The organism is Methylobacterium indicum (assembly GCF_001043895.1).
GTDB classification, from domain to species: domain Bacteria; phylum Pseudomonadota; class Alphaproteobacteria; order Rhizobiales; family Beijerinckiaceae; genus Methylobacterium; species Methylobacterium indicum.
Genome location: NZ_JTHF01000038.1, coordinates 1 through 21,871 on the forward strand (window position 1 = coordinate 1; position 21,871 = coordinate 21,871).

A 21,871-nucleotide genomic window follows, 5' to 3' on the forward strand; every position below is an offset into this window, starting at 1 on the left:
GCGCCACGACGACGAGTGGTGGATGAACCACAGGAACACGTATGGGCGTCTGACTTACGTCAAGGATGCCAAGCGCTACGACACGCCGGAGGAGAAGGAGATCACGCCGCGGATGCCGGGTGCGTCCGGGCCGCCGGGCGGGACGGCGAGCGACGCGCGCCCGGATGCGGTTCGTCCGGGCGCGCACTACGCGCAACTGGCGGTGCCGATGCCGGGCCCCGTTCCGGTGCCGGTGCCGCCGATCCCACAGGGGCAGGGAACGGCGGCGGATGCGCTGTGGAAGGGCATCAAGGGACTGAAACCCGAGGAAGGGGAGACGTTCTCGGACTACATGCAGCGGCCGCTGTACAATATCGGGATAAAGAAGAAGAAATAAAGGTCAGGAACGAAATCGGGAACGGGCAGCGTCCGTATCAGTGCGCGGGATCGCCAACGGAAATGCCCTTGCACCGTCGAGCCCTACTCGAAGCAGAAGACGGCCTGCCAGGTCGAATGCCCCGGGTCGCAGGCGCACCACATCGTCCCGGATTATCTGCTCGGGGTGGGCAACAGGAAGATGCGGGAGAGGGGCGACCGCCTCTACGCCAACGATGGAAGTCGCCTGACATCGTTCGGCGATGGACCCGCGATCTGCCTGATCGGCAACAAGTCGACCCAGGGAACTCCCCACAACGCCGCCCATGGGGGAGACGGCGAAATCCAGTCCAAGGCTGCCGACAACGGTGGGGTGCTTTCCCTCGGTGAGGGCGTTGACATCTCGGTGTCGCACGCCCTCGCGGCGAGACCGGAATGCAGCGGCGAAATCCTGACGAAGACTTATGACGAATTCGGGAGGCTCGATCCGGACACACCCATCAGAGGCACCATCAAACCTATCAAGCCGAGTGATCCCGCAAGTGGTAAAATAAATATAAAGCCCCCAGGGGCGGATTAAAAATTCAGAGAAGTCGAGCCATGTCCCAGAAATATACGCAATTTATACTAACGAGATCCAAGGCCGGGCGCCGCCTTGGTATATCTGCCGCAGTTGAAGAAAACAATACATACGCACCAGTTACGCGATTTTGGTGGTATGTTCATGAATTGCCAGAGGGATCAAAATGGTATAGTTACGATTATGACGTGTGCGTACAGGGAATAACTATTTCTCAGACAGATTTTATGTCGGAAAGAAGATATATTATGATTTCTGCCGAAGGTGATGTTATATATACATTACCACAAGATATCATCGAGCGCATACCCGAGACGGGCATACATGCGCCGGACTCCAAGTACTTCGGGCGGATGCAGGACATCTAGGAGATCGGCGACAGCCTGTTTGCCTGCGGCGACGGCCTGCAGTTCTACAGGCGCAACCGCTACGGGGACGGGACCTGGCACTGCCTCGCGCCCGACCTGCGCCAGCCGCCCGGAACGCCGGCCTCCGCCTACTGCATCATGCCCCGCATCAACGGTCCCCACGAGCGCGCGGTCTACGCCGTCGGACAGCGCGGATCGATCTACTTCTGGAACGGCGAGACCGTCCGGAAGCTCGACTGCCCCGTCCGCTCCACCCTCATCGACATCCACGTCGAGTCCGACGACGCGATCTGGATCTGCGGCGGCGACGGCACCCTGCTCAAGGGCAACCACAGGACCGGGTTCCGGCTCTGCCCCGGCACCGGCCTCGGCACGACGCTGTTCCAGCGCATGACGATGTACGACGGCACGCTCTATCTCGCGGCCAGCGGCGGCGATCCGTTCGGCCTCTTCACCTATCGCGACGGACGCATCGCCCCGGTCCGTACCGGGCTGCAGCCCGAGATCGCCGACCCGCACTTCGTCGACAGCGCGCACGGGGTCCTGTGGGCGATGAGCATCAAGGACATCGTCCGCTTCGACGGCCATGCCTGGGAGCGGATCGACTTCCCCGGTCATCCGCCGATCCGATGAGCGCGCCGTCCGAGCGGCCCGAGGCCCGGGCCTGGAGCGACCGGCTGGCCGGTCTCGTCTGGTGCACCGGCATCGCGGACCAACTGCCCGAGATCGGCGCCTGGCTCGGCCAGCCGGCCGGGACCTTTCCGCCGTCGCGCCCCGAGCGCTTCGCCCTCTACGCCGCGCCCGAGCGCGGGGTGGCCCTGCGCCTGCACTATCCCTTCTGGGACAGGGCGACCACGTGCGATCCCGACCAGTGGCTCATCGCCGACGTGACGTTCGATCCGCTGCGGGCGCCTCTGCCGTTCGATCTGGAGGCCGAGGGCGAGACGGTCGAGAGCGCCACGGGCAAGCTCGACCCCGACCGTGACGATTTCCCGGCGACGCGGACCAGCACGTTCTACCTCGACGACGACCGCGCCGTGACGATCGTGTTCCTCGAGGGCGGCCGGGGGATCGAGACCCTGCGCGTGACGCGGTTGTACGGGGCGGTGCGGTTTCCGCCACGCTCCGGCTCCGCCGTCCCCGGTCGGTGAGATCGACGGGCAGATCATCGACGGGTCGTGGCGCGTGCGGGCGGAAGGGGTGCCCTGGCGCGCCACGACGACGAGTGGTGGGTGAACCATGGGAGAACCACCGTCTGGCGGCCGATGCGCGCCGCACGGACCCGTCTCCGTCGCCACCGGCGAATACCTCGAGACCTGGCACGACTTCCTGATTCCGGCGACGCTGCCCTTCGACGGGGCGCGCTACATGGGCCTCAAGCTGCCCCTGCCCGCGGGCTATGCGAGCCCCCTCGGCCCCTGCCAGATCTCGATGTTCGACGAGATCGTCGCCAACCCGGAGCCCGGCCCGCTCGACTTCCACCAGGCCGACGGCAAGGTCGTCCGCTTCGACCGGCCGTTCAACTTCCTCGCCAGCCACAATGCCGGCTTCCCCCATCTCGACCTGCGCGCCCCCTGGCTGCGCCAGCTCGAGCTGCGCGACCGCCGCCTGATCAAGCATTTCCGCCAGGACGAGGACGACATCTACCGCCTCGTGCGGATCGAGGGTCTGGACGGCCACGCCATCACCTTCCTGCGCGACGCCGACGGGGTGCTGGAACGGGCCGGAGGGCACCGACGGGCTGGCGCTCGCCTTCACGAACGATGAACGCGGCCGCCGCACCGGCATCGCGCTGATCGGCACCGACGGCTCGCGCCTGGACCTCGCCCGCTACGCCTACGACGCCAAGGGCCGCATGACCGAGGCGGACTGCGCCTTCGGCATGTCGGTCGCGTATCTCTGGGAGCCCGACCGCGACCTGCTGGCCACCTGGCACAACCGCACCCGCCGCTCGCAGTCGCGCTTCACCTACGACGCCGACGGCCGCGTCGTCCACACCGCCACCAACGGCCTCTGGCACGACGACCGCTTCGCCTACGACCGGGACAAGCGCGAGACGACCTACCTGCCCGGCGGCGCCGAGGCCCTCGCCCAGCGCTTCGCCTACGACGAGCACCACAACGTCACCGCCGAGACCGACGCCCTCGGCCACACCCTGTCCCGCACCTTCGACGAGGCCGGCTTCGAGACCGCCCTCACCGACCCCAACGGCCACACCACCACCACGACCTACGACCTCTGGGGCAACCCGAAGAGCGTCGTCGATCCGGAAGGCCGCAGCACCGAGTACGGCTGGGTGCCGGAGGGCCAGCTCGACCTCGTCGTCGACGGCGCAGGCCACGTCCGCCGCTACGAGCACGACGAACACGCCAACGTCGTCGAGGAGATCGACGCCGAGGGGAACGTCACCCGCCACGCGCGCGACGCGGGCGGGCGCATCGTCCGCACCACCTTTCCGGATGGAAGCGAGGAGCGACGCAGCTACGACGCGTTCGGGCGGTTTTCCACCCTCACCGACCCGCGCGGCGGCACCAGCACTTACGCCTACGACGCGTTCGGCCGCCAGGTCGCGCTCACCGATCCGGCCGGCCACACCACCCGCTTCGCCTACGAGGCCGGCGCCGGAGGATTCGCCACCCCCACCACCCTGGTGCGCCCCGACGGGGTGAGCGTCAGCCGCACCTTCGCCGAGGACGGGGTGCTGGCCGCGGTCCGCGACGGCGAGGGCCGGACCTGGCGCTACGCCTACGGCGCCTTCGACGTGCTCCAGGCGATCGAGGATCCCCGCGGCGGGCGCCTGACGCTGAGCCACGACGGCGAGGGCCGGGTGATCGCGGTCACCAACCAGACCGGGCATGTCTACCACTTGATCCGCGACGCCGCCGGCCGGGTAGTGGCGGAGGAGGATTTCGACGGACGGCGCACCGAATACACCCGCGACCCGGCCGGGCGGGTGATGCAGACGCGCAAGCCCGACGGGTCGCGGCTCACCTATTCTTACGACCGCTCCGACCGGCTGACCGCGATCCGCGCGTTTGCCGCCGACGACCCGGAGGGGGCGCCTCCGCGCGACGAAACGCATCTGCGCTACGATGGCCGCGGCCTGCTGGTCGAGGCGTCGAGCCGGGCGGCGCGGGTGGTGCTGGAGCGGGACGGCAACGGCCGGATCGTGGCCGAGACGACGAACGGGCGCCGGGTCGAGAGCCGCCTCGACGGGCTCGGGCGGCGGATCGAACGGCGGATCGAACGGCGGATCGGGGCGGGTCAGCCGGGGGCGAGCCTGGTGCGGATCGGGCGCGATCCCCTCGGGGCCCTGGCCTCGCTGACTATCGACGACCACGCGCCGCTGGCGTTCACCCGCGACCCGCTCGGGCGGGAGACGCGGCGGGCCTCCGCGAAAGGCTTCGTGCTGGAGCAGGCCTTCGACCCGGTCGGGCAGTTGCGCCACCAGCGGGCGGGCCGTGAGGGCCAAGCGGGCAGGTCTTACGCCTGGGACAGGGCCGGCGCGCCGACGCTGATCGACGACGCATTGTTCGGCCCGGCGGCCTACCGCTACGACGGCAACGGCCCGAAGGCGCGAGCGTTGTCCCGGCGGAACGCCGCGATCGTATCGTGATCGGGATGCTGGTCGGCGGCGACGAACCGCGCGCCGATGTCGCGGTAGGTGGCCCGTTCGGGGCGCCGCGACGAGACGATGCCGTTGGCGTAGATCAGCAGACCGAGCATCAGCCGGGGATGGGACTGGGCCTTGCCGGTGCCGCGATGGTTGATCTCGAACGCATCGAGCGCGACGCGTTCGACGGCGGCGACGAAGTGAGCCAGATCGTCCTCCGCCACCCAGTCCGCCAGGTCAGGGGGGAGGAGGAACCGCTGCTGGCGGCTGTAGGGTCGCAGGACGGTCATGGCCGCACGCTACGCCGACCTGGCCGGACGCGCCTGTCAAAACCGCTGGAAATCCTGCGAAGTCGACAGGTTGGCAGCAAAGAACGACGACCGTGTCAGCCTGCCGAATCCGACAGGCTGCCAGCCGCCCGCGGGGAGAGAGGGAACCCGCGCTCTGCCTACCAAGCCAATCCTTACGTCGGCACCTTTCCGCCCAGCTCGTCCTCGATATGCGCCCGCACGATGGCGTCGAAATCCGGCTCGGCCTGGAAGCCCAGCTCCAGCGCCCGCCGGGCGTCGAAGGTGCGGGGCCAGCCGGCGACGATGCGCTCGATGGTGGGATCGGGTTCGCGGCGGATGCGGGCGACCGCGGAATCACCCGCGGCCCGGCGCAGGGCCTCGATCTGCTCGGCGACGGTCGCGCCGACGCCCGGCATGGTCAGGTTGCGGCGGTCGCCGAGGCGCTGGGTGTCGAGCGTCGCGGCGTGGATCAGGAAGCCGACCGCCGAGCGCGGCGAGGCGTGCCAGTGGCGGACCTGGTCGGAGACCGGCAGCACGGCCTCCTGGCCGGCCAGCGGCTCGCGGATGATGCCGGAGAAGAAGCCGGACGCCGCCTTGTTGGGCTTGCCCGGCCGCACGCAGATGGTGGGGAGCCGAATGCCGACGCCGTCGAAGATGCCGCGGCGCGAATAGTCGGAGAGCAGCAATTCGCCGATCGCCTTCTGGGTGCCGTAGCTGGTGAGCGGCGCCGTCAGGTACTCGTCGGGGATGGGCTCGGGCATCGGCGCGCCGAAGACGGCCACCGACGAGGTGAAGACGAAGCGGGGCTTGTAGCCCTCGCCGATCGCCCGCACGGCGTCGTAGAGGCGGCGCGTGCCGTCGAGGTTGATCCGGTAGCCCTTGTCGAAATCGGCCTCCGCCTCGCCGGATACGATGGCCGCGAGGTGGAAGATCACGTCCGGACGGCCGGCGACCAGGCGCTCGGCCTCGCCGGGCTCGGAGAAGTCTGACGCCGAGAGCGAGACCGGGATTTTTGTTCCGGCCGGCGCCTCGGGCGGCACCACGTCGTGCAGGGTCAGGCGCGAGATCGTCTCGCCACCGAGGGAGCCGTCCTTGACCAGCCGGTCGAGGAGCTTGCGGCCGACCATGCCGGCAGCGCCGAGGATGAGGATATGCATCGAACCGTCTCCCTCAGAGGGTGAAGCCGCCATCGGCGATGTGGGTCTGGCCGGTGGTGAAGCGGGATTCGTCCGAGGCGAGGTAGACCGCGAGCGCGCCCATCTCCTCCGTCGTGCCGAGCCGGCCCATCGGCTGGCGGTCGATGAAGGCCTGGCGGGCCTCGTCGACCGAGGTCTTGTTCATCGAGGCCAGCGCCGCGATGCGCTCGTCCAGTGAGGGCGACTGGATGGTGCCGGGGCAGATCGCGTTCGCCCGCACGCCGCTGCGGATAAAGTCCCGCGCCACCGCCTTGGTGAGGCCGACCACCGCCGCCTTCGAGGCGCCGTAGACGTAGCGGTTGGGCGCCGTGGCATCCGCCCCGACCGCCGACGCGATGTTGACGATCGAGCCGTTGCCGCGCTCCAGCATGCCGGGCAGGAAGGCCCGGATGGTGCGGTGCATCGAACGCACGTTGAGGTCGAAGGCCAGTTCCCACTCGGCGTCGGTGCAGTCGAGGATGGTACCGTGATGCACGAAGCCGGCGGCGTTCACCAGCACGTCGACCGGACCGGCGCCTTTGGCGAAGTCCGCCACCGCCGCGTCCGAGCGCACGTCGAGGGAGGCGGCTTGCGCGCCCGTCAAGCCCTCGAGCTTGCCCGCGTCGAGATCGGTCGCCAGCACCTCGGCGCCCTCGGCCAGGAAGGCCGCCGCGATGGCGCGGCCGATCCCCTGTCCCGCCGCCGTCACGACCGCGCGCTTGCCCGTCAGCCGTCCCGCCATGGTTCATCCTCCCGTCGTGTCGTGCCCCGCTCGATCGGCGGGGCTTGGTCTGTCGCTCAGCCGAGGCGCTTGTGCATGTGCACCAGGCGCCGGTCGGGCAAGGTCTCGACCCGCGCGGTGGCGTAGCCCCGCCGGGCGTACCAGTCGATGTTCCGCACGAGCTTGTCCCCGGTGTAGAGCCGCAGCTCCACGAGGTCGAGGTCCCGCGCCCGACTCTCGGCCGCCGCCAGCAGGGTATTGCCGAGGCCCGAGCCCTGATGCGCCGGATCGACCGCGACGCTCCAGAGCATCAGGTGGTCGGGCTGCGGATCGAGCACCAGGGCTCCGGCGGGCTCCCCCTCGTGGTCGGCGAGCCAGACCTCGTAGCGCCCCAGGACCTCGGCGGCGGGGGTGAGGAGCGGCACCGGCTCGACGCCCAGCAGCGGGCGGTTCGGCGCGTAGGCGGCGTCCTGCAGGGCCGCGAGGGCGGCCGCGTCGGCGGTCGTCGCCCGGCGCAGGCGATGATCTGAGATCGTCGCCCGGGTCAGCGCCCCGAGGCGCAGGGACTGGCCGCCTTCGAGGTTTTTGGGCGAGAGCCAGCGGTCGAAGCCCTGGCGGATCTGCGGCCACTCGCCGTCGAGCATCGAGAACCACGTCGTGTCGCGGTTGCGGCCCTTCACGATCACCGCCTGGCGAAACAGCCCCTCGTAGGAGAAGCCGAGGCGCGCGGCGGCGCTTCGCGACGGCGCGTTGAGGGCGTTGCACTTCCACTCGTAGCGGCGATAGCCGAGGTCGAAGACGTATCCGGCGAGGAGCCGCATCGCCTCGGTGGCGCCGGCCGTGCGCTGCAAGGCCGGGGTGTAGAGGATGTTGCCGACCTCGATCACCCGGTTGGCCCGGTCGATCCGCATCAGCGAGGCGTGGCCGATCGCCTTGCGGCTCCCGGCATCGAGGATGGCGTAGAACAGGGGATCGCTGGAAGCCTCACAGGCCACGAGATAGGCCTGGAAGCTCTCGCGGTCGTCGAACGGACCGGCGGCCATGTATTGCCAGAGCGCTTCCTTGCCGGGGCCGACCGCCCCTTCGGCGAGGTCGGCGCCGTGGACGTCCGCGTTCAGCGGGACGACCAGGACGTGGCGACCGTTCAGGCGGATCTGCTCCGGCCCGGGCGCCGGGCTGGTCTCGGCGACGGGGTGGCCGATCGGCTGGCCGGTGACGGGATCGCGATCGGGATTCATGCGCCTCCTCGCTCCTTCAGGTCCTGTCGGAAGAAGCCGTTGATCTCCGAGAAGCTGACCGAGCCGTCGAAGCCGCCGAAGCTGCCCTCGTCGTGGATGCGCCGGGCGGCGCGGATGAAGCCGGTCCAGGCCGCCCGCGCCAGCGACGAGCCGACGCTGATCCGGCGCACGCCGAGCGCTTCGAGATCCGCGACCTTGAGGCCGGGATTGGTGCTCATCAGGATGTTGACCGGCACCGGCGCCAGGGCCTCGACGAGAGTCCGGATTTCTTCGCGCCGCTTCGGGCCCGGCGCGTAGACCACGTCGGCTCCGGCCTCGGCATAGGCCTGGAGCCGGCGGATCGCCTCCGGCAGCGGCTCGGCATGGCCGGTGAGGTAGCATTCGGCCCGGCCGGTCAGCAGAACGCCGCCGCCCGCGGCGTCGATCGCCGCGCGGGCGGCGCGGATGCGCTCCGCGCCCTCCGCGATGTCGTAGAGCGGCCGGGCGGGATCGCCGGTGGCGTCCTCGATCGACAGGCCGGCGACCCCGGTGGCGACGCAGGAACGGACGTTGCGGGCGACGCCCTCGGGATCGTGCGCGTAGCCGGATTCGAAATCGGCGTTCACCGGCAGGTCGGTGGCGGCGACGATCTCGGCGATATGGGCGAGCATCGCGTCGAGGGGGACCGCCCAGTCGGTGTCCGGCAGCGCCCGGGTGAAGGCGAAGCCGGAACTGGTGGTGGCGAGCGCCGGAAACCCCATCGCCGCGAGGTAGCGGCTGGTGCCGATGTCCCAGGGATTCGGCATCACGAAGCAGCCGCCCTCGTGGAGCCGCCGGAAGGCGGCGCGGCGCGCGGCGAAGTCGGTCATCGGGGACGTCTCGCGGGAATCGGTGTCCCACAGTTCCATAAGGCGCCGGCCGCTGTAAACCGCCGCCGACCGGGCTCCCGCCCCGCGCGTGGGTCTCAGGCCGCCCGGATCGAGGCGATGAAGCCCGCGACCTCGGCCCCGAGATGCTCGGACTGGCGCGCGAGCGCGGAAGCCGCCGCCAGGACCTCGGCGGCGGCCGCGCCGGTCTCCTCGGAATCCTGGGCCACGCCGGTGATGGTGCGGGTCACCTCGCCGGTACCGGAGGAGGCCTGGGTCACGTTGCGGACGATCTCCTGCACGGCATCGCCCTGTTGGGCGACCGCCGCCGCGATCTCGCCGGCCCCGGCATCGATCTCGCGGATGCGCGCCGTGATCGTGCCGATCGCCGCGACCGCCCGGCCCGCCACGGCCTGGATCCGGTCGATCTGCTCGCCGATCTCGTCGGTGGCCCGGGCGGTCTGGGTGGCGAGCGCCTTCACCTCCGCCGCCACGACCGCGAAGCCGCGGCCCGCCTCGCCGGCGCGGGCCGCCTCGATCGTGGCGTTCAGCGCCAGGAGATTGGTCTGGGCCGCGATCGAGGCGATCACTCCGACGACATCGCCGACCCGTGCCACCGTCCCGTTCAGGGCCTGGACCAGCGCCCCGGTCTCGTCGGTCTCGGCCACGGCGCGGCGGGCGAGGTCGGCCGAGCCCGCCACCTGCCGCCCGATCACCGCCACCGAGGCACCGAACTGCTCCGTCGCCGAGGAGACGGCGGCCACGTTCTGCGCCGTCTCCTCGGCGGCCGCCGCCACGGTCACGGAGCGCCCCGCGGTTCCGGTGGCGATGGCGCTCATCGTGCGGGCGGTGTCCTGCAGCGCGCCCGCCGAGACGGCGACCGACGCCGCGACCCCGCCGACGGCCCGTTCGAAGCGGTCGGCCATCTCCCGGAACGCGGCCCTGCGCTCCGCCTCGCCGCGGGATCGCTGGGCCGCCTGCTCAACGACCAGCCGGGCATTCTCCGTCATCCCGGCATGGAAGACCGCGAAGGCCCGGCCGATGGCGCCGATCTCGTCCTGGCGCCGGGATGGCGGCACGCCGACCGAGAGGTCGCCGCCGGCGACCCGGCCCATCGCCCCGGCCAGATGCCGGAGCGGGATCGTGATGCGCCGGCCGACCCACCAGGACAGGGCGCCGGCGCACAGGACCACGAAGGCAATGCAGCCGAGCATCACGCGGCCGGTCTGCGTTCGCGAGGTCGTCACCGCGGCCTGGGCCTGTCGCCGCTCTTCCTCGGCGAGCTGCCCCACCTCGGCCAGCCGTGGCGCGAGGCGCGCGTGGATCGTCCGGAGGTCGTCGGCCTCTTCCTTCAGGCTGCCGGCGCCGACGAGATAGGCCATGAAGCCGTCCCGGTAGGTGCCGAGCAGGCCCGCGATCTCGGCCTTGTCCACCTGCGGCAGGGCCGATGCCGCCAGGGCCGCCTCGAACTCGGCGGCCCGCGCCCGCAGCTCGTCGCCGTAGGTGTCCTCGCCGCGCAGCATGAAGTCCTTCTCGTGCCGCCGCATCATCAGCATCAGCGTGGTCAGGCGCGTCTCCTGGACCCGCGCCAGGCGCCGTTCGATGGCGTGTACCGCCTGGCGCAACCGTCCCTGGAGCCCCTCCTTCTCGGTGAAGCCGAGGGTGCGCTGGGCCGCCGCCACGTTCTCGAAGCGCGTGGCATAGACGTTGAGGCCCGCCCGCAGCCCGTCGACCGCCCTGAGCGGCGCCTCCGCCGGCAGGAGGGCGACCCGGCGCTCGATCTCGTCCAGGTCCGTGGCCGCCCGGGCCAGCCGGTCGTGACGCGCGGCGATGAGCGCGTCGCGCCGGTTCAGCAGGAAGTCGGTCTCGATCTGGTGGGCCTGCTGCACCTCCTCGGCCATCGCCGCGACGAGGCCCGCGAGGGCGGCGGCGCGGTCGGCCTCGTCCTGGAGACGTTCCTGATTATGCGCGCCGAGGCCGAAGATGAGGCCGACGAGAAGGACGCCGCCGACGCCCAACGCCGCGATTTGTGCACGCAACCCGACGTTGGGAAACCCGAACATCACGTGACCGCCCTCCCGGAGGAATGACGGTCTTATTAGCCGGGAAAGCGTTAAGATCCGATGCCGCGCGCCCGAGGACTGATGTCGCAAGTCTTCGCGCGTCGGCGGGGCGTTGCGACATTGTAAGATCTTGTTCCGGTCGTGCGCGCGACTCCCGATCGCCGCCCGAGGCCGCGGGTGCCCCGTCCGGGCGGCCGGACGGGGCTTGAGCGTCGGTGCACGGGCGTCAGTGCATGGACGTCAGTGGTTGTCGCGCGGCACGCCGTGGGTCTGCGCGATGCGCTGGAAGGCCTCGGAGCCCTTGAGGATCATGCCCTCGGAGAGCTGGTCGACCATCGCGCGCTGGATCGCCTGCCAGGGGGTCTGGCTCGCCGGGTAGGGGTAGCCGCCCCGGGCGGTCAGGTCCTCGCGGCGGCGCGCGATCTCCTCCGCGGGAAGGAGGATGTCGGCGGTGCGCTTGTTGAGGTCGATGCGGACCCGGTCGCCGTTCTGGAGCAAGGCGAGGCCGCCGCCGGCCGCCGCCTCCGGCGAGGCGTTGAGGATCGAGGGCGTGCCCGAGGTGCCGGACTGGCGCCCGTCGCCGATGCAGGGCAGCGACAGCACGCCCCTGCGGATCAGCTCGCCCGGGGGCTGCATGTTCACGACCTCCGCCGCGCCCGGATAGCCGATCGGGCCGGCACCGCGCATGATCAGCACCGTGTGCTCGTCGATCTCGAGCGCCGGGTCGTCGATGCGGTGGTGGTAATCCTCCGGCCCGTCGAACACCACGACCTTACCCTCGAAGGCGTAGGGATCGTCCGGGTTGGCGAGATAGCGGTCGTAGAACTCGCGGCTGATCACGCTGGTCTTCATGATCGCCGAATCGAACAGCGAGCCCTTGAGGTTGAGGAAGCCGGCGCGCTCGCGCATCGGCTCGCCGTAGGGCTTGATGACGTCGCGGTCCCAGGTGTGGGCGCCCGCGCAGTTCTCGGCAACCGTCTTGCCGTTGCAGGTGAGGACGTCGGCGTGGAGCTTGCCGGCCTCCAGCAGCTCCGACATCACCGCCGGCAGGCCGCCGGCGCGATAATATTCCTCGCCGAGATACTGGCCGGCGGGCTGCATGTTGACCAAGAGCGGGATGTCGTAGCCGACGCGCTCCCAGTCGTCGCAGGTGAGCGGCACGCCGATCAGCTTGGCGATGGCGTTGATGTGGATCGGCGCGTTGGTCGAGCCGCCGATGGCGGTGTTGGCGACGATCGCGTTCTCGAACGCCTCGCGGGTCAGGATGTCGGAGGGCTTCAGGTCCTCCCACACCATGTCGACGATGCGCTGGCCGGTGGCGTAGGCCGCCTGGCCGCGCTCGCGGTAGGGGGCGGGGATCGCCGCCGAGCCCGGCAGCGCCATGCCGAGCGCCTCCGCCAGGGCGTTCATGGTCGAGGCGGTACCCATCGTGTTGCAGTGCCCGTCCGAGGGCGCCGAGGAGGCCACGATGTCGAGGAATTGCTGGTAGTCGATGTCGCCGGCGGCGTGGCGCTCGCGGGCCTTCCACACCACGGTGCCCGAACCCGTGCGCTCGCCGCGGCTCCAGCCGTTCAGCATCGGGCCGACGTTCAGCGAGATCGTCGGGATGTTCACGGTGGCGGCCGCCATCAGGCAGGCCGGCATTGTCTTGTCGCAGCCGGTGAGCAGCACGACGCCGTCGAGGGGGTAGCCGTACAGGACCTCGACCAGCGACAGGTAGGCGAGGTTGCGGTCGAGCGAGGCGGTCGGCCGCTTGCCGGTCTCCTGGATCGGGTGGCACGGGAACTCGAAGGCGACGCCTCCGGCCGCCGTGATGCCCTCGCGCACGCGCTTGGCCAGCTCGAGGTGGTGGCGGTTGCACGGCGACAGGTCGGAACCGGTCTGGGCGATGCCGATCAGCGGCTTGCCGCCGCGCAGCTCGCCCACGGTGAGGCCGAAATTGAGGTAGCGCTCGAGGTAGAGCGCGGTCATGCCCGGGTTGTCCGGGTTGTCGAACCAGAGGCGCGAACGCAGGCGGCTGGCGTCGATGCGGGGGCGCGGCGTCTGGGCCATGGCGGGGTCGTCCTTCCCGAGTACGTTCTTGTCGAGAACCGTTCTCGGGAAGCTATGGACCCGGCCGGTGCAGGAAGGCAACACCGCGCGGCGCATGACCGGGGCCGTGCCGGCGAGGGGCGGCCCGCGCCCAAAGTTTATCGCGCGGGCGCTGTCGCAAGGCCGCCGAGCGATGCTATGAGGCCGGCTGAACCATACCGCTCGACTTCTCCAGGGGGAGCCGCCGATGAGCCAAGAGACGCCGTCCAACCCGCTCGTGCCGATCGCCATCGTGGTGGCGATTCCGGTCCTCGTCTGCCTGATCCTGATGCTGACCGATACCGGCATCGAGCGCTCGCTGCTCTGGGCGGCGATCAAGACCGGCATCATCCTGATCGTGCTCGGCGGCGCGATCTCGTTCGGCGTCAGCCGGCTCGCCGAGCGCAACGGCTCGCGCTGAGCCCGGACGACCCGTCCCGACGGCACGGGAAGGCCGCGGGATCCTGACGACGCCGCGGCGAGGCGGGGCAGACCCCCGTCGCGCCGGACGTCCCCCGAGGAAACGAGAGAATCGCATGCCCGTGATCGTCCCCGCCTTCTCGCGCATCGGGGAGGAGAACGCCTTCGCGGTCCTCGCCCGCGCCACGGCTCTCGCCCAGGCCGGCCGCGACGTGATCAATCTCGGCATCGGCCAGCCCGACATGCCGACCCCGCCCCACGTCGTCGAGGCGGCGGTGAAGGCCCTGCAGGACGGGCACCACGGCTACACCCCGGCGACCGGCATCCTGCCCTTGCGCGAGGCGGTGTCCCGCGACCTCGACCGGCGCCTCGGCGTCCAGGTCTCGCCCGACAGCGTGATGATCGTGCCGGGCGGCAAGGTCACCATGTTCATGGCGATCCTGATGTTCGGCGAGCCGGGCGCCGAGATCCTGTACCCGGATCCGGGCTTCCCGATCTACCGCTCGATGATCGAGTTCACCGGCGCGACGCCCGTGCCGGTGCCGATCCGCGAGGCGAACGGCTTCGCCTTCTCGGCCGAGGAGACGCTGGGGCTGATCACCCCGCGCACCCGCCTGCTGATCCTCAATTCCCCCGCCAACCCGACCGGCGGCGTGACCCCGAAGGCCGAGATCGACAAGCTCGTCGCCGGCCTCGCCGCGCATCCCGACGTGACGATCATGTCGGACGAGATCTACGGCACGATGACCTATGACGGCGAGCGCCACCACACGCTGCTCGCCTATCCGGAGATCCGCGACCGCCTGATCTACCTCGACGGCGCCTCCAAGACCTACGCGATGACCGGCTGGCGCCTCGGCTGGTCGGTCTGGCCGGCGCCGCTCTACGACGCCGCCCGCAAGCTCGCGGTGAACTCGTTCTCCTGCGTCAACGCCGCGACGCAATGGGCCGGGATCGCCGCCCTCGACGGGCCGCAGGATTGCGTCGCCGCGATGATGGCCGAGTTCGACCGCCGCCGCCTCCTGGTGGTCGAGGGGCTGAACCGCCTGCCGGGTGTCTCCTGCATCACCCCGAAGGGCGCCTTCTACGCCTTCCCGAACATCTCCGAGACGGGCTGGAAGGCCAAGGCGCTCGCCTCGGCGCTCCTGGAGGACGCCGGCGTCGCGACGATCGGCGGGCCGGATTTCGGCATCCACGGCGAAGGCTACCTGCGCCTGTCCTACGCCAACTCGGCGGAGAATATTTCTCGCGCGCTGGAGCGGATCGGGGCGTTCCTGGAGCGGAACCGGCGCTGAGGGCCCGGCGCGGGTCCGAGAGGCGGGCGGCGATCGCGGGGAGGATTGCCGCTCGGCGCGGCCCAGGACCGGTCAAGAGCGGGAAACTCACTCTCCCCGCCCGCGGGGAGAGGAGACGGCCCGCTTCTCTTGCACCGGGGCAGGTCCGACCACACGGGGGCGGGGAGATGCGCCCCCCCCCTTCATTCGAAGGGATCGAACGAAAATCCTATCGGTCGGCCACCGGCGCCGCGGGACGGGCTGCATGTCCGAAGAAATCTGGCCGAAACGCGCCTCGTTCGCGCTAAAACCCCGCGATCCGCAGAGTATCAGCGATGAAACGACGAGGATGGCTGGTGATACGGCCGCCGACACCCCGGAAGGGTGGAATGGCGCTCCCAAGGGGACTCGAACCCCTGTTTTCGCCGTGAGAGGGCGACGTCCTAGACCGCTAGACGATGGGAGCTGACCTGCCGGACACCGGAAGAAGACCCGCGAGATCCTCGAGAGAGAAGCCCGGACCATCCTCCGTCGTCCAGAAACCCGTGGCGCTCCCAAGGGGACTCGAACCCCTGTTTTCGCCGTGAGAGGGCGACGTCCTGGACCGCTAGACGATGGGAGCTTGCCGGCGGGATGGCGGGGGTATAGCGACGGGCCTGGACGGGCACAAGCCCGAAATCGTATCCCGGCGGCGTTTCCGGTGACGCGACGGGAGAGATGGGTTTGAGCGACGGCGAAGTGCGGGAGGACGTGATCCCGCCGGGGGAGGGGAGCGAGCGCCTGGACCGGGCCCTGGCGCGGCTGTGGCCGGATCTGTCGCGCAGCCGCCTGCAGGCGCTGATCCGCGAGGGCCAGGTGACGCTGGATGCGGCCCCCGCGGGCGATCCCTCCGCCAAGGTCGTGGGCGGCCAGCGCGTCGCCGTGACGGTGCCGGCGCCGCGCCCGGCCGAGCCGGAGCCGGAGGCCCGCGACCTCGCCGTCGTCCACGAGGACGACGACCTGATCGTCATCGACAAGCCGGCCGGCCTCGTGGTGCATCCCGGGGCGGGCAACGACAGCGGCACTCTGGTCAACGCGCTGCTGGCCCATTGCGGCGCCAGCCTGTCGGGCATCGGCGGGGTCGCGCGGCCGGGCATCGTCCATCGCCTCGACAAGGACACGACCGGCCTGATGGTGGTGGCCAAGACCGATCTCGCCCACCAGGATCTCTCGGCGCAGTTCGCCGATCACGGCCGCACCGGCCCCCTGGAGCGGGCCTATCTCGCGCTCGTCTGGGGCGTGCCGGACCCCGCCAACGGCACGATCGACGCGGCGCTCGCCCGGTCGGAGCGCAACCGGGAGAAGATCGCGGTGGTGCGCGAGGGCCGCGGGCGCCACGCGATCACCCATTACCGCACCGAGGACGTGCTGGGCGCGCGCGAGCCCGTCGGCTTGGTGCGCTGCCGGCTCGAGACCGGGCGCACCCACCAGATCCGCGTCCACCTCGCCCATCGCGGCCACCCGCTGCTCGGCGACGTGGTCTATGGCGCGGCGTTCCGCACCAAGGCGAACCGCCTGGAGCCGGAGGCGCGCCAGGCCCTCGACGATCTCGGGCGCCAGGCGCTGCACGCCGCGCTGCTGGGCTTCCGCCATCCCCGCAGCGGCGAGACCCTGCGCTTCGAGAGCCCGCCCCCTGCCGACATGGCCCGGCTGATCGCGGCGCTGACGCCGTAGGACCGCCCCGGGCGCGACGCAGCGAGGGCGGCGGGACGAAAACCTCCGCCCTGACCCTTCTTCTCGTAGGGACGCGGCTGCCGCGGGCGGACCTTCGCCCGGAGCGTGCGGCACCGCACGCGGCGAACCGCCACGGCCGCACCAAGCGGCCTCTCGCGCGTTAGTGGCGACACCCGTCGCTACCGGGCTGCGCCGCGTTCTGCTATGAAAGCGGATCGAGCGGCCGGCCAACGGGAGGTCGTTCGTGCTCGCCTGACCGAGGGGAGCTTTGAGGAGGTAGGTATGGCTGCTGCACTTCCCGTGCTCGCCAATGAAGGGGGCCTGTCGCGCTACTTGGACGAGATCCGCCGGTTCCCGATGCTGGAGCCGACGGAGGAGTACATGCTCGCCAAGAGCTGGCGCGAACACGGCGACCGCGACGCGGCCCACAAGCTCGTGACCTCCCACCTGCGGCTCGTGGCCAAGATCGCCATGGGCTATCGCGGCTACGGCCTGCCGATCGGCGAGGTGGTGTCCGAGGGCAATGTCGGCCTGATGCAGGCGGTCAAGCGCTTCGATCCCGACAAGGGTTTTCGCCTCGCCACCTATGCGATGTGGTGGATCAAGGCCGCGATTCAAGAATACATCCTGCGCTCGTGGTCGCTCGTGAAGATGGGCACGACCGCGAACCAGAAGAAGCTGTTCTTCAACCTGCGCAAGGCCAAGGGCCGCATCTCCGCCCTCGACGAGGGCGACCTGCGCCCCGATCAGGTCAAGCAGATCGCCACCCGCCTGGGCGTGCCCGAGCAGGACGTGATCGACATGAACCGCCGCCTCGGCGGCGACGCGTCGCTCAACTCTCCCTTGCGCGAGGAGGGCGAGGGCGAGTGGCAGGACTGGCTCGTCGACGACAGCCCGACCCAGGAGACCGTGCTCGCCCGAGAGCAGGAGGGGCAGAACCGCCTCGCCGCCCTCAAGGACGCGCTCGGCGTGCTCAACCCGCGCGAGCGCCGGATCTTCGAAGCCCGCCGGCTGGCCGACGACCCGATCACGCTGGAAGATCTGTCGAGCGAGTTCGGCGTCTCCCGCGAACGGGTGCGGCAGATCGAGGTGCGGGCCTTCGAGAAGGTGCAGGACGCGGTCAAGCGCAACCTCGCCACCCGCGAGGCGCCGCGGGCGGGGGTGCCGGCCTGAGGGCCGGGCCCCGGTCCGCGCGGACCGGCCCCGGGTCCGCAACCCCGGCGCCGGCCCGTGAGGACCGGCCTCATCCCATCGGCACGAAGGCCGAGAGGCCGATCAGCACCAGCGGCATCGCCACCAGCGCCAGCACGGTCTGCACCGCGGTGATGCCGGCCATCAGGGCGGCGTCGCCGCCGAGCTGGCGGGCCAGGATGTAGGCCGAGGAGGCGGTCGGCAGCACCTGGAACAGCAGGGCCGTCGTCAGCGCCGGCCCGCCCAGGCCGAGCTGCGAGGCGACGAGGAGCGTCGCCGCCGGCATCGCCAGGAACTTCATCGCGGAGGCCGAGAGTACCGGCCATAGCCAGGTCCGCGCCCCGGTGAATTCGAGCGCGGCGCCGACACAGAGCAGGCCGACCGGCAGCGAGGCGGCGCCCAGCGTGCGGAGCGCCGGCTCCAGCCCCGGGGGCAGCCCCCAGCCGAGGAGATGGAAGGCCAGGCCGGCGAGCGACGAGACGATCAGCGGATTGGTGGCGAGCTGCCGGGCGATGCCCCGCGGCGTCAGCCGCGCCGCGCCGTGGCGGGCGAAGACCAGCACGCACAGGACGTTGACCGTCGGCACGATCGCCGCGTTGCAGATCGCCGCGAGCGCGATGCCCTTCGGGCCGAACAGCCCGACGGCGAGCGTGACCCCGACATAGTTGTTGAAGCGCACGCTGCCCTGGAACACCGAGGTGAAGGCCGGCCCGTCGACCCGGAACAGCGGCCGCATCGCGACGACGAGCCCGGCGACGAGGAGCGTCGCGAGGATCAGGGTCAGGGCGAGGGTGCCTACCGGCACCGCCTCGACCCGTGCGGTGGCGAGGCCGTGGAAGAACAGGCTCGGCAGCAGCACGAAGTAGCCGAGCCGTTCGGCCTGCGGCCAGAAGCTCTCGGCGAGGAAGCGCCGCCGCCGCAGGACCAGCCCCAGGGTGGTCAGGAGCACGATCGGCAGGAGCGCCAGCAGGACGGCGCCGGTCATGGAGAGGTGGTCAACGCGGGATGGCCTTCGAGCGGGAGGGGCGGCCGGCGATCCGGCTGCGATCCACGCTTAGAGCAGCGCCCGATCGCGTTGCAACCGGGCGCTGCTCTAGGTCTTTGATGGGGCCGCGTTTCTCGCGACGAACCGGCGCCTGCATCGCCGGGCCATGCGCTGGCCCAAGCCGCCGACGTCTCCCGGCCGGGTGGACGGAGCCCGGCCATGCGCGGGCGAATCCTCATCCATCGAGGGCGTTGCCGGGATCGCGGCCGCGCCTTGGCCGGTCTCGCCGTCCCACGTCGCCAGCGGGGCGTGCGCGGCGGTCCTCGAACGATCATCGTCGAACTACATTTGGCCAAAAATCGTCCTTTTGAGATTTGTTCCCCCAGGTCAGCGAATTCGCCGGTCCGTGGCATCGGAGGCGAGCGTTTCCATCGCCGGCGGTCGAGCATTAGGGATTTTTTAGACGATCGGACCTAACCGGGACACACCCCGAGGAGCTGCATCATGTCCGGCCTGAACAACGTCAAGATCCTGCATAAGCTGATGGGGGTGATCGCGTTGATCGGCATCATCGTCGGCGGCTGCATCTGGTACGCGCAGGCGCGGATGACCGACATCGACGACGCCTACAGCCGGTTCCTCGTGCGGGAGGCCCGGGCCGTCGCCACCGCCCGGCGCATCAACCGCGTCGTGTTCGAGCTCAACTACCACGTTTACCGTATCATCGCCGAGAACGACGGGCAGGAGATGCGGCGGGCCGATACGGCCTTCGAGGCGGCGCTGCCCGAGATCACCCAGATGCTCGCCGACCTGCGCCGCGAGGCGCCGAGCTTCGCGACTCGCACCGACGAGCAGGCCGCGCGCATCGCCCGCTTCGTCGAGGTCGTCGCCGAGGTGCGCCGCCTCGGCCTCGCCAAGCGGAACGCCGAGGCCCTGTCCCTGGTGCACCGGGAGGTCGATCCGACCTTCCGGACGATGGTCGCGGAGGCCGCCAAGCTCTCCGACGATATCCGGGTCTACATGGAGAAGAGCTCGGACGACCTGACCGACCAGACCAACGCCACCCGCTACAGCCTGATTGCCTTCAGCACGGCGGGCGTGCTCTTCGGGCTCCTCGCGGCGATGCTGGTCAGCGTGCTCGGCATCACGCGCCCGCTCGGCCGCCTCGTGGCGGTGCTGCAGCGCATGGCCGGCGGCGACGCCGAGGCGGAGATCAAGGAGGCGGCACGCGGCGACGAGATCGGCGCCGTCGGCCGCGCCGTCCAGGACATCAAGGCCATGGTGGCCCGCAAGGCGGCCGAGCAGGCCGAGATCGAGCGCATCGCCGAGGAGGCGGCTGCCAGCGAGCGCAAGCGCACCATGGTGGAGATGGCCGACGGGTTCGAGCGCGCGGTGGGCGGCATCGTCGGCGTCGTCTCGTCGTCCGCCACCGAGTTGCAGGCGACCGCCCAGCAGATGACCTCGACCGCCGCCGAGACCGCGTCCCAATCGACGACGGTCGCGGCGGCCGCCGAGGAGGCCGCCGCCAACGTCAACACCGTGGCCGCCGCGGCCGAGGAGCTGGGTGCCGCCGTGCAGGAGATCGGCCGGCAGGTCGCCGGCTCGGCCGACCTCGCCCAATCGGCGGTGGCCGAGGCCGACCGGACCTCGCAGCTGGTGCAGGAGCTCAGCCGGGCGGCCGAACAGATCGGCGCCATGGTGGGCATGATCTCGGGCATCGCCGGCCAGACCAACCTGCTGGCGCTGAACGCGACGATCGAGGCGGCCCGGGCCGGCGAGGCGGGACGGGGCTTCGCGGTCGTCGCCGCGGAGGTGAAGGAGCTCGCCGGCCAGACGGCACGCGCCACCGAGGAGATCGGCCAGCGCATCGGCCAGGTGCAGGGCGTGACGGCGCAGGCCGTCGGCGCCATCGGCAGCATCGCCGGGCGGATCCAGGAGATCTCCGGGGTCGCGGCCTCGATCGCCGCGGCGGTGGAGCAGCAGGGCGCGGCCACGCAGGAGATCGTCCGCAACGTCTCCCAGGCCGCGAACGGCACCGCCGAGGTGACCGGCAACATCGCGGGCGTCGCCCGCGCCTCCGAGGATACGGGCGCGGCGGCCAGCCAGGTCCTCGCCTCGGCCTCCGAGCTGTCGCGCCAGTCCGAGCAGCTCTCGGCGGAAGTCCACCGCTTCCTCGACACCGTGCGGGCGGCCTGAGGCGTTCGTCGCCCCGCATGTCGAATCGACGCGATGACGGGCCGGTCCGACGACCGGCCCGTCATCGCGTCAGCGTTCGCATATGCGCCACGCGCTCCGCGGCCGGGAGCATCCGCGTGTCGATGGCGACCTGCTGGATCAGGAACTTCCCGGCGTCGACGATCGCGCCGATATAGACGGTGACCGGATGGCCGCCCGCGCCGGTGCAGACGATGCGGATGCGGCCCGTCTTGCCGTCCTTGGCCTCGCACTCCGCGCCGCCGGCCGCGACGCGCCGAAAGAAGGCGGGCGTCTCGCCGACCTCCACCGTTGCGCCGGCGCCCGCGACCTGCAGCGGTCGGCCCGCTTCCGTCAGGATGTCGTGCCGGCTCCACTCGACGGCCTGGGCCGCAGCGGCCTGGAGCACGAGGGCGAGGCTGCCCAGCGCAAGTCGTATCGTCATGCCCGGTCCTTCGCAGAGGCGCCGCCGAGGTGCCGGCGCGCGTCGTCGCGAGCCTGCGGGGCGGCGAGACGTCCCGCAAATGGAAAGTGCGTCCCTGATTTTTATTATGATATTATAGATTTATCATAATCTTATTATGATAAGATTGTCGTCTCTGTTGTGTCTAGAATTGTTGCAAGAGAGAAAATTGCGGTGATATCGTCTGCCCAAGGCGCCTTTATCAGCGCCATCCGGCGGAAACATATCCGACCGACGAGACGACAGGGAGGATAAGGATGCGCGAGACCGGCATAAGTCGGTCATGACCGCGTGTGCGACGCACACATTTCTTGA

General features: G+C 70.5%; 18 protein-coding genes, 2 tRNA genes and 2 pseudogenes. 11 read left to right on the top strand and 11 right to left on the bottom strand.

Annotated elements, in window-relative coordinates; translation table 11 throughout:
- From QR78_RS04985 to QR78_RS05005, 6 genes and pseudogenes are all read left to right on the top strand, one after another.
- Positions 1–376: pseudogene (locus QR78_RS04985) on the top strand (hypothetical protein); the annotation flags it as partial.
- A gap of 165 nt (positions 377–541) precedes the next feature.
- Positions 542–934, top strand: coding sequence for a hypothetical protein (locus QR78_RS33845; RefSeq protein ID WP_125901122.1), 393 nt, complete (start codon positions 542–544; stop codon positions 932–934).
- 506 nt (positions 935–1,440) lie between these two features.
- Entirely contained in the window at positions 1,441–1,935 is a 495-nt protein-coding gene (locus QR78_RS04990; RefSeq protein ID WP_048426405.1) for a hypothetical protein, read from the top strand.
- Complete coding sequence (locus QR78_RS04995) at positions 1,932–2,453, top strand: hypothetical protein (protein ID WP_048426406.1); 522 nt, start codon at positions 1,932–1,934, stop codon at positions 2,451–2,453. Before QR78_RS04990 ends, QR78_RS04995 begins: the two co-directional genes overlap by 4 nt.
- A gap of 88 nt (positions 2,454–2,541) precedes the next feature.
- Positions 2,542–3,069: a hypothetical protein gene (locus QR78_RS05000; protein ID WP_048426407.1), complete on the top strand. Its 528-nt coding sequence runs from the start codon at positions 2,542–2,544 to the stop codon at positions 3,067–3,069.
- Positions 3,070–3,184: 115 nt separating this feature from the next.
- Entirely contained in the window at positions 3,185–4,918 is a 1,734-nt protein-coding gene (locus QR78_RS05005) for an RHS repeat domain-containing protein (RefSeq protein ID WP_244276450.1), read from the top strand.
- Here QR78_RS05005 and QR78_RS05010 read toward each other — a convergent pair.
- The 7 genes and pseudogenes from QR78_RS05010 to QR78_RS05040 form a co-directional block, all read right to left on the bottom strand.
- A pseudogene (locus tag QR78_RS05010) lies at positions 4,876–5,205 on the bottom strand (transposase); the annotation flags it as partial. The gene QR78_RS05005 and the pseudogene QR78_RS05010 sit on opposite strands and share 43 nt — an antisense overlap.
- A gap of 173 nt (positions 5,206–5,378) precedes the next feature.
- Positions 5,379–6,362, bottom strand: coding sequence for a D-erythronate dehydrogenase (gene denD, locus QR78_RS05015; RefSeq protein ID WP_048426409.1), 984 nt, complete (start codon positions 6,360–6,362; stop codon positions 5,379–5,381).
- A gap of 13 nt (positions 6,363–6,375) precedes the next feature.
- Entirely contained in the window at positions 6,376–7,122 is a 747-nt protein-coding gene (locus QR78_RS05020) for an SDR family oxidoreductase (RefSeq protein WP_048426410.1), read from the bottom strand.
- A gap of 56 nt (positions 7,123–7,178) precedes the next feature.
- Complete coding sequence (locus QR78_RS05025; RefSeq protein WP_048426411.1) at positions 7,179–8,339, bottom strand: GNAT family N-acetyltransferase; 1,161 nt, start codon at positions 8,337–8,339, stop codon at positions 7,179–7,181.
- On the bottom strand, positions 8,336–9,187 hold the full coding sequence (locus QR78_RS05030; RefSeq protein ID WP_048426426.1) for an isocitrate lyase/PEP mutase family protein: 852 nt from the start codon (positions 9,185–9,187) through the stop codon (positions 8,336–8,338). Before QR78_RS05030 ends, QR78_RS05025 begins: the two co-directional genes overlap by 4 nt.
- A gap of 95 nt (positions 9,188–9,282) precedes the next feature.
- Positions 9,283–11,247 carry a methyl-accepting chemotaxis protein gene (locus QR78_RS05035; RefSeq protein WP_048426412.1) on the bottom strand — a complete coding sequence of 655 codons (1,965 nt, stop codon included), beginning with the start codon at positions 11,245–11,247 and terminating at the stop codon, positions 9,283–9,285.
- A gap of 240 nt (positions 11,248–11,487) precedes the next feature.
- Entirely contained in the window at positions 11,488–13,299 is a 1,812-nt protein-coding gene (locus tag QR78_RS05040; RefSeq protein WP_048426413.1) for an IlvD/Edd family dehydratase, read from the bottom strand.
- A gap of 226 nt (positions 13,300–13,525) precedes the next feature.
- On the opposite strand from QR78_RS05040, the gene QR78_RS05045 reads away from it, so the two are divergent.
- Entirely contained in the window at positions 13,526–13,738 is a 213-nt protein-coding gene (locus QR78_RS05045) for a hypothetical protein (protein WP_048426414.1), read from the top strand.
- Positions 13,739–13,853: 115 nt separating this feature from the next.
- On the top strand, positions 13,854–15,032 hold the full coding sequence (locus QR78_RS05050) for a pyridoxal phosphate-dependent aminotransferase (protein WP_048426415.1): 1,179 nt from the start codon (positions 13,854–13,856) through the stop codon (positions 15,030–15,032).
- 369 nt (positions 15,033–15,401) lie between these two features.
- On the opposite strand, the gene QR78_RS05055 is transcribed toward QR78_RS05050, so the two are convergent.
- Positions 15,402–15,477: transfer RNA gene (locus tag QR78_RS05055), tRNA-Glu, on the bottom strand.
- 80 nt (positions 15,478–15,557) lie between these two features.
- Positions 15,558–15,633, bottom strand: a tRNA-Glu gene (locus QR78_RS05060).
- A 95-nt stretch (positions 15,634–15,728) separates the two neighbouring features.
- On the opposite strand from QR78_RS05060, the gene QR78_RS05065 reads away from it, so the two are divergent.
- Positions 15,729–16,724, top strand: coding sequence for an RluA family pseudouridine synthase (locus QR78_RS05065; protein WP_048426416.1), 996 nt, complete (start codon positions 15,729–15,731; stop codon positions 16,722–16,724).
- A 282-nt stretch (positions 16,725–17,006) separates the two neighbouring features.
- Complete coding sequence (gene rpoH, locus QR78_RS05070) at positions 17,007–17,897, top strand: RNA polymerase sigma factor RpoH (protein WP_048426417.1); 891 nt, start codon at positions 17,007–17,009, stop codon at positions 17,895–17,897.
- Positions 17,898–17,967: 70 nt separating this feature from the next.
- Here the strand turns inward: rpoH and QR78_RS05075 are convergent, their stop codons facing one another.
- A complete protein-coding gene (locus tag QR78_RS05075; protein ID WP_048426418.1) occupies positions 17,968–18,900 on the bottom strand; it encodes an AEC family transporter in 933 nt (310 codons plus the stop codon).
- 504 nt (positions 18,901–19,404) lie between these two features.
- On the opposite strand from QR78_RS05075, the gene QR78_RS05080 reads away from it, so the two are divergent.
- Positions 19,405–21,096, top strand: a complete 1,692-nt coding sequence (locus tag QR78_RS05080; RefSeq protein ID WP_048426419.1) for a methyl-accepting chemotaxis protein — start codon at positions 19,405–19,407, stop codon at positions 21,094–21,096.
- Between the two features lie 61 nt (positions 21,097–21,157).
- Here QR78_RS05080 and QR78_RS05085 read toward each other — a convergent pair whose 3' ends face one another.
- On the bottom strand, positions 21,158–21,538 hold the full coding sequence (locus tag QR78_RS05085) for a hypothetical protein (RefSeq protein WP_048461196.1): 381 nt from the start codon (positions 21,536–21,538) through the stop codon (positions 21,158–21,160).
- Positions 21,539–21,871 lie beyond the last annotated feature (333 nt).

Coding starts and splice junctions, on each gene's coding strand:
- QR78_RS04990 (WP_048426405.1), top strand. CDS start 1,441: ATGCCCCGCATCAACGGTCCCCACGAGCGCGCGGTCTACGCCGTCGGA.
- QR78_RS04995 (WP_048426406.1), top strand. CDS start 1,932: ATGAGCGCGCCGTCCGAGCGGCCCGAGGCCCGGGCCTGGAGCGACCGG.
- QR78_RS05000 (WP_048426407.1), top strand. CDS start 2,542: ATGGGAGAACCACCGTCTGGCGGCCGATGCGCGCCGCACGGACCCGTC.
- QR78_RS05005 (WP_244276450.1), top strand. CDS start 3,185: ATGTCGGTCGCGTATCTCTGGGAGCCCGACCGCGACCTGCTGGCCACC.
- denD (WP_048426409.1), bottom strand. CDS start 6,362: ATGCATATCCTCATCCTCGGCGCTGCCGGCATGGTCGGCCGCAAGCTC.
- QR78_RS05020 (WP_048426410.1), bottom strand. CDS start 7,122: ATGGCGGGACGGCTGACGGGCAAGCGCGCGGTCGTGACGGCGGCGGGA.
- QR78_RS05025 (WP_048426411.1), bottom strand. CDS start 8,339: ATGAATCCCGATCGCGATCCCGTCACCGGCCAGCCGATCGGCCACCCC.
- QR78_RS05030 (WP_048426426.1), bottom strand. CDS start 9,187: ATGACCGACTTCGCCGCGCGCCGCGCCGCCTTCCGGCGGCTCCACGAG.
- QR78_RS05035 (WP_048426412.1), bottom strand. CDS start 11,247: ATGTTCGGGTTTCCCAACGTCGGGTTGCGTGCACAAATCGCGGCGTTG.
- QR78_RS05040 (WP_048426413.1), bottom strand. CDS start 13,299: ATGGCCCAGACGCCGCGCCCCCGCATCGACGCCAGCCGCCTGCGTTCG.
- QR78_RS05045 (WP_048426414.1), top strand. CDS start 13,526: ATGAGCCAAGAGACGCCGTCCAACCCGCTCGTGCCGATCGCCATCGTG.
- QR78_RS05050 (WP_048426415.1), top strand. CDS start 13,854: ATGCCCGTGATCGTCCCCGCCTTCTCGCGCATCGGGGAGGAGAACGCC.
- QR78_RS05065 (WP_048426416.1), top strand. CDS start 15,729: ATGGGTTTGAGCGACGGCGAAGTGCGGGAGGACGTGATCCCGCCGGGG.
- rpoH (WP_048426417.1), top strand. CDS start 17,007: ATGGCTGCTGCACTTCCCGTGCTCGCCAATGAAGGGGGCCTGTCGCGC.
- QR78_RS05075 (WP_048426418.1), bottom strand. CDS start 18,900: ATGACCGGCGCCGTCCTGCTGGCGCTCCTGCCGATCGTGCTCCTGACC.
- QR78_RS05080 (WP_048426419.1), top strand. CDS start 19,405: ATGTCCGGCCTGAACAACGTCAAGATCCTGCATAAGCTGATGGGGGTG.
- QR78_RS05085 (WP_048461196.1), bottom strand. CDS start 21,538: ATGACGATACGACTTGCGCTGGGCAGCCTCGCCCTCGTGCTCCAGGCC.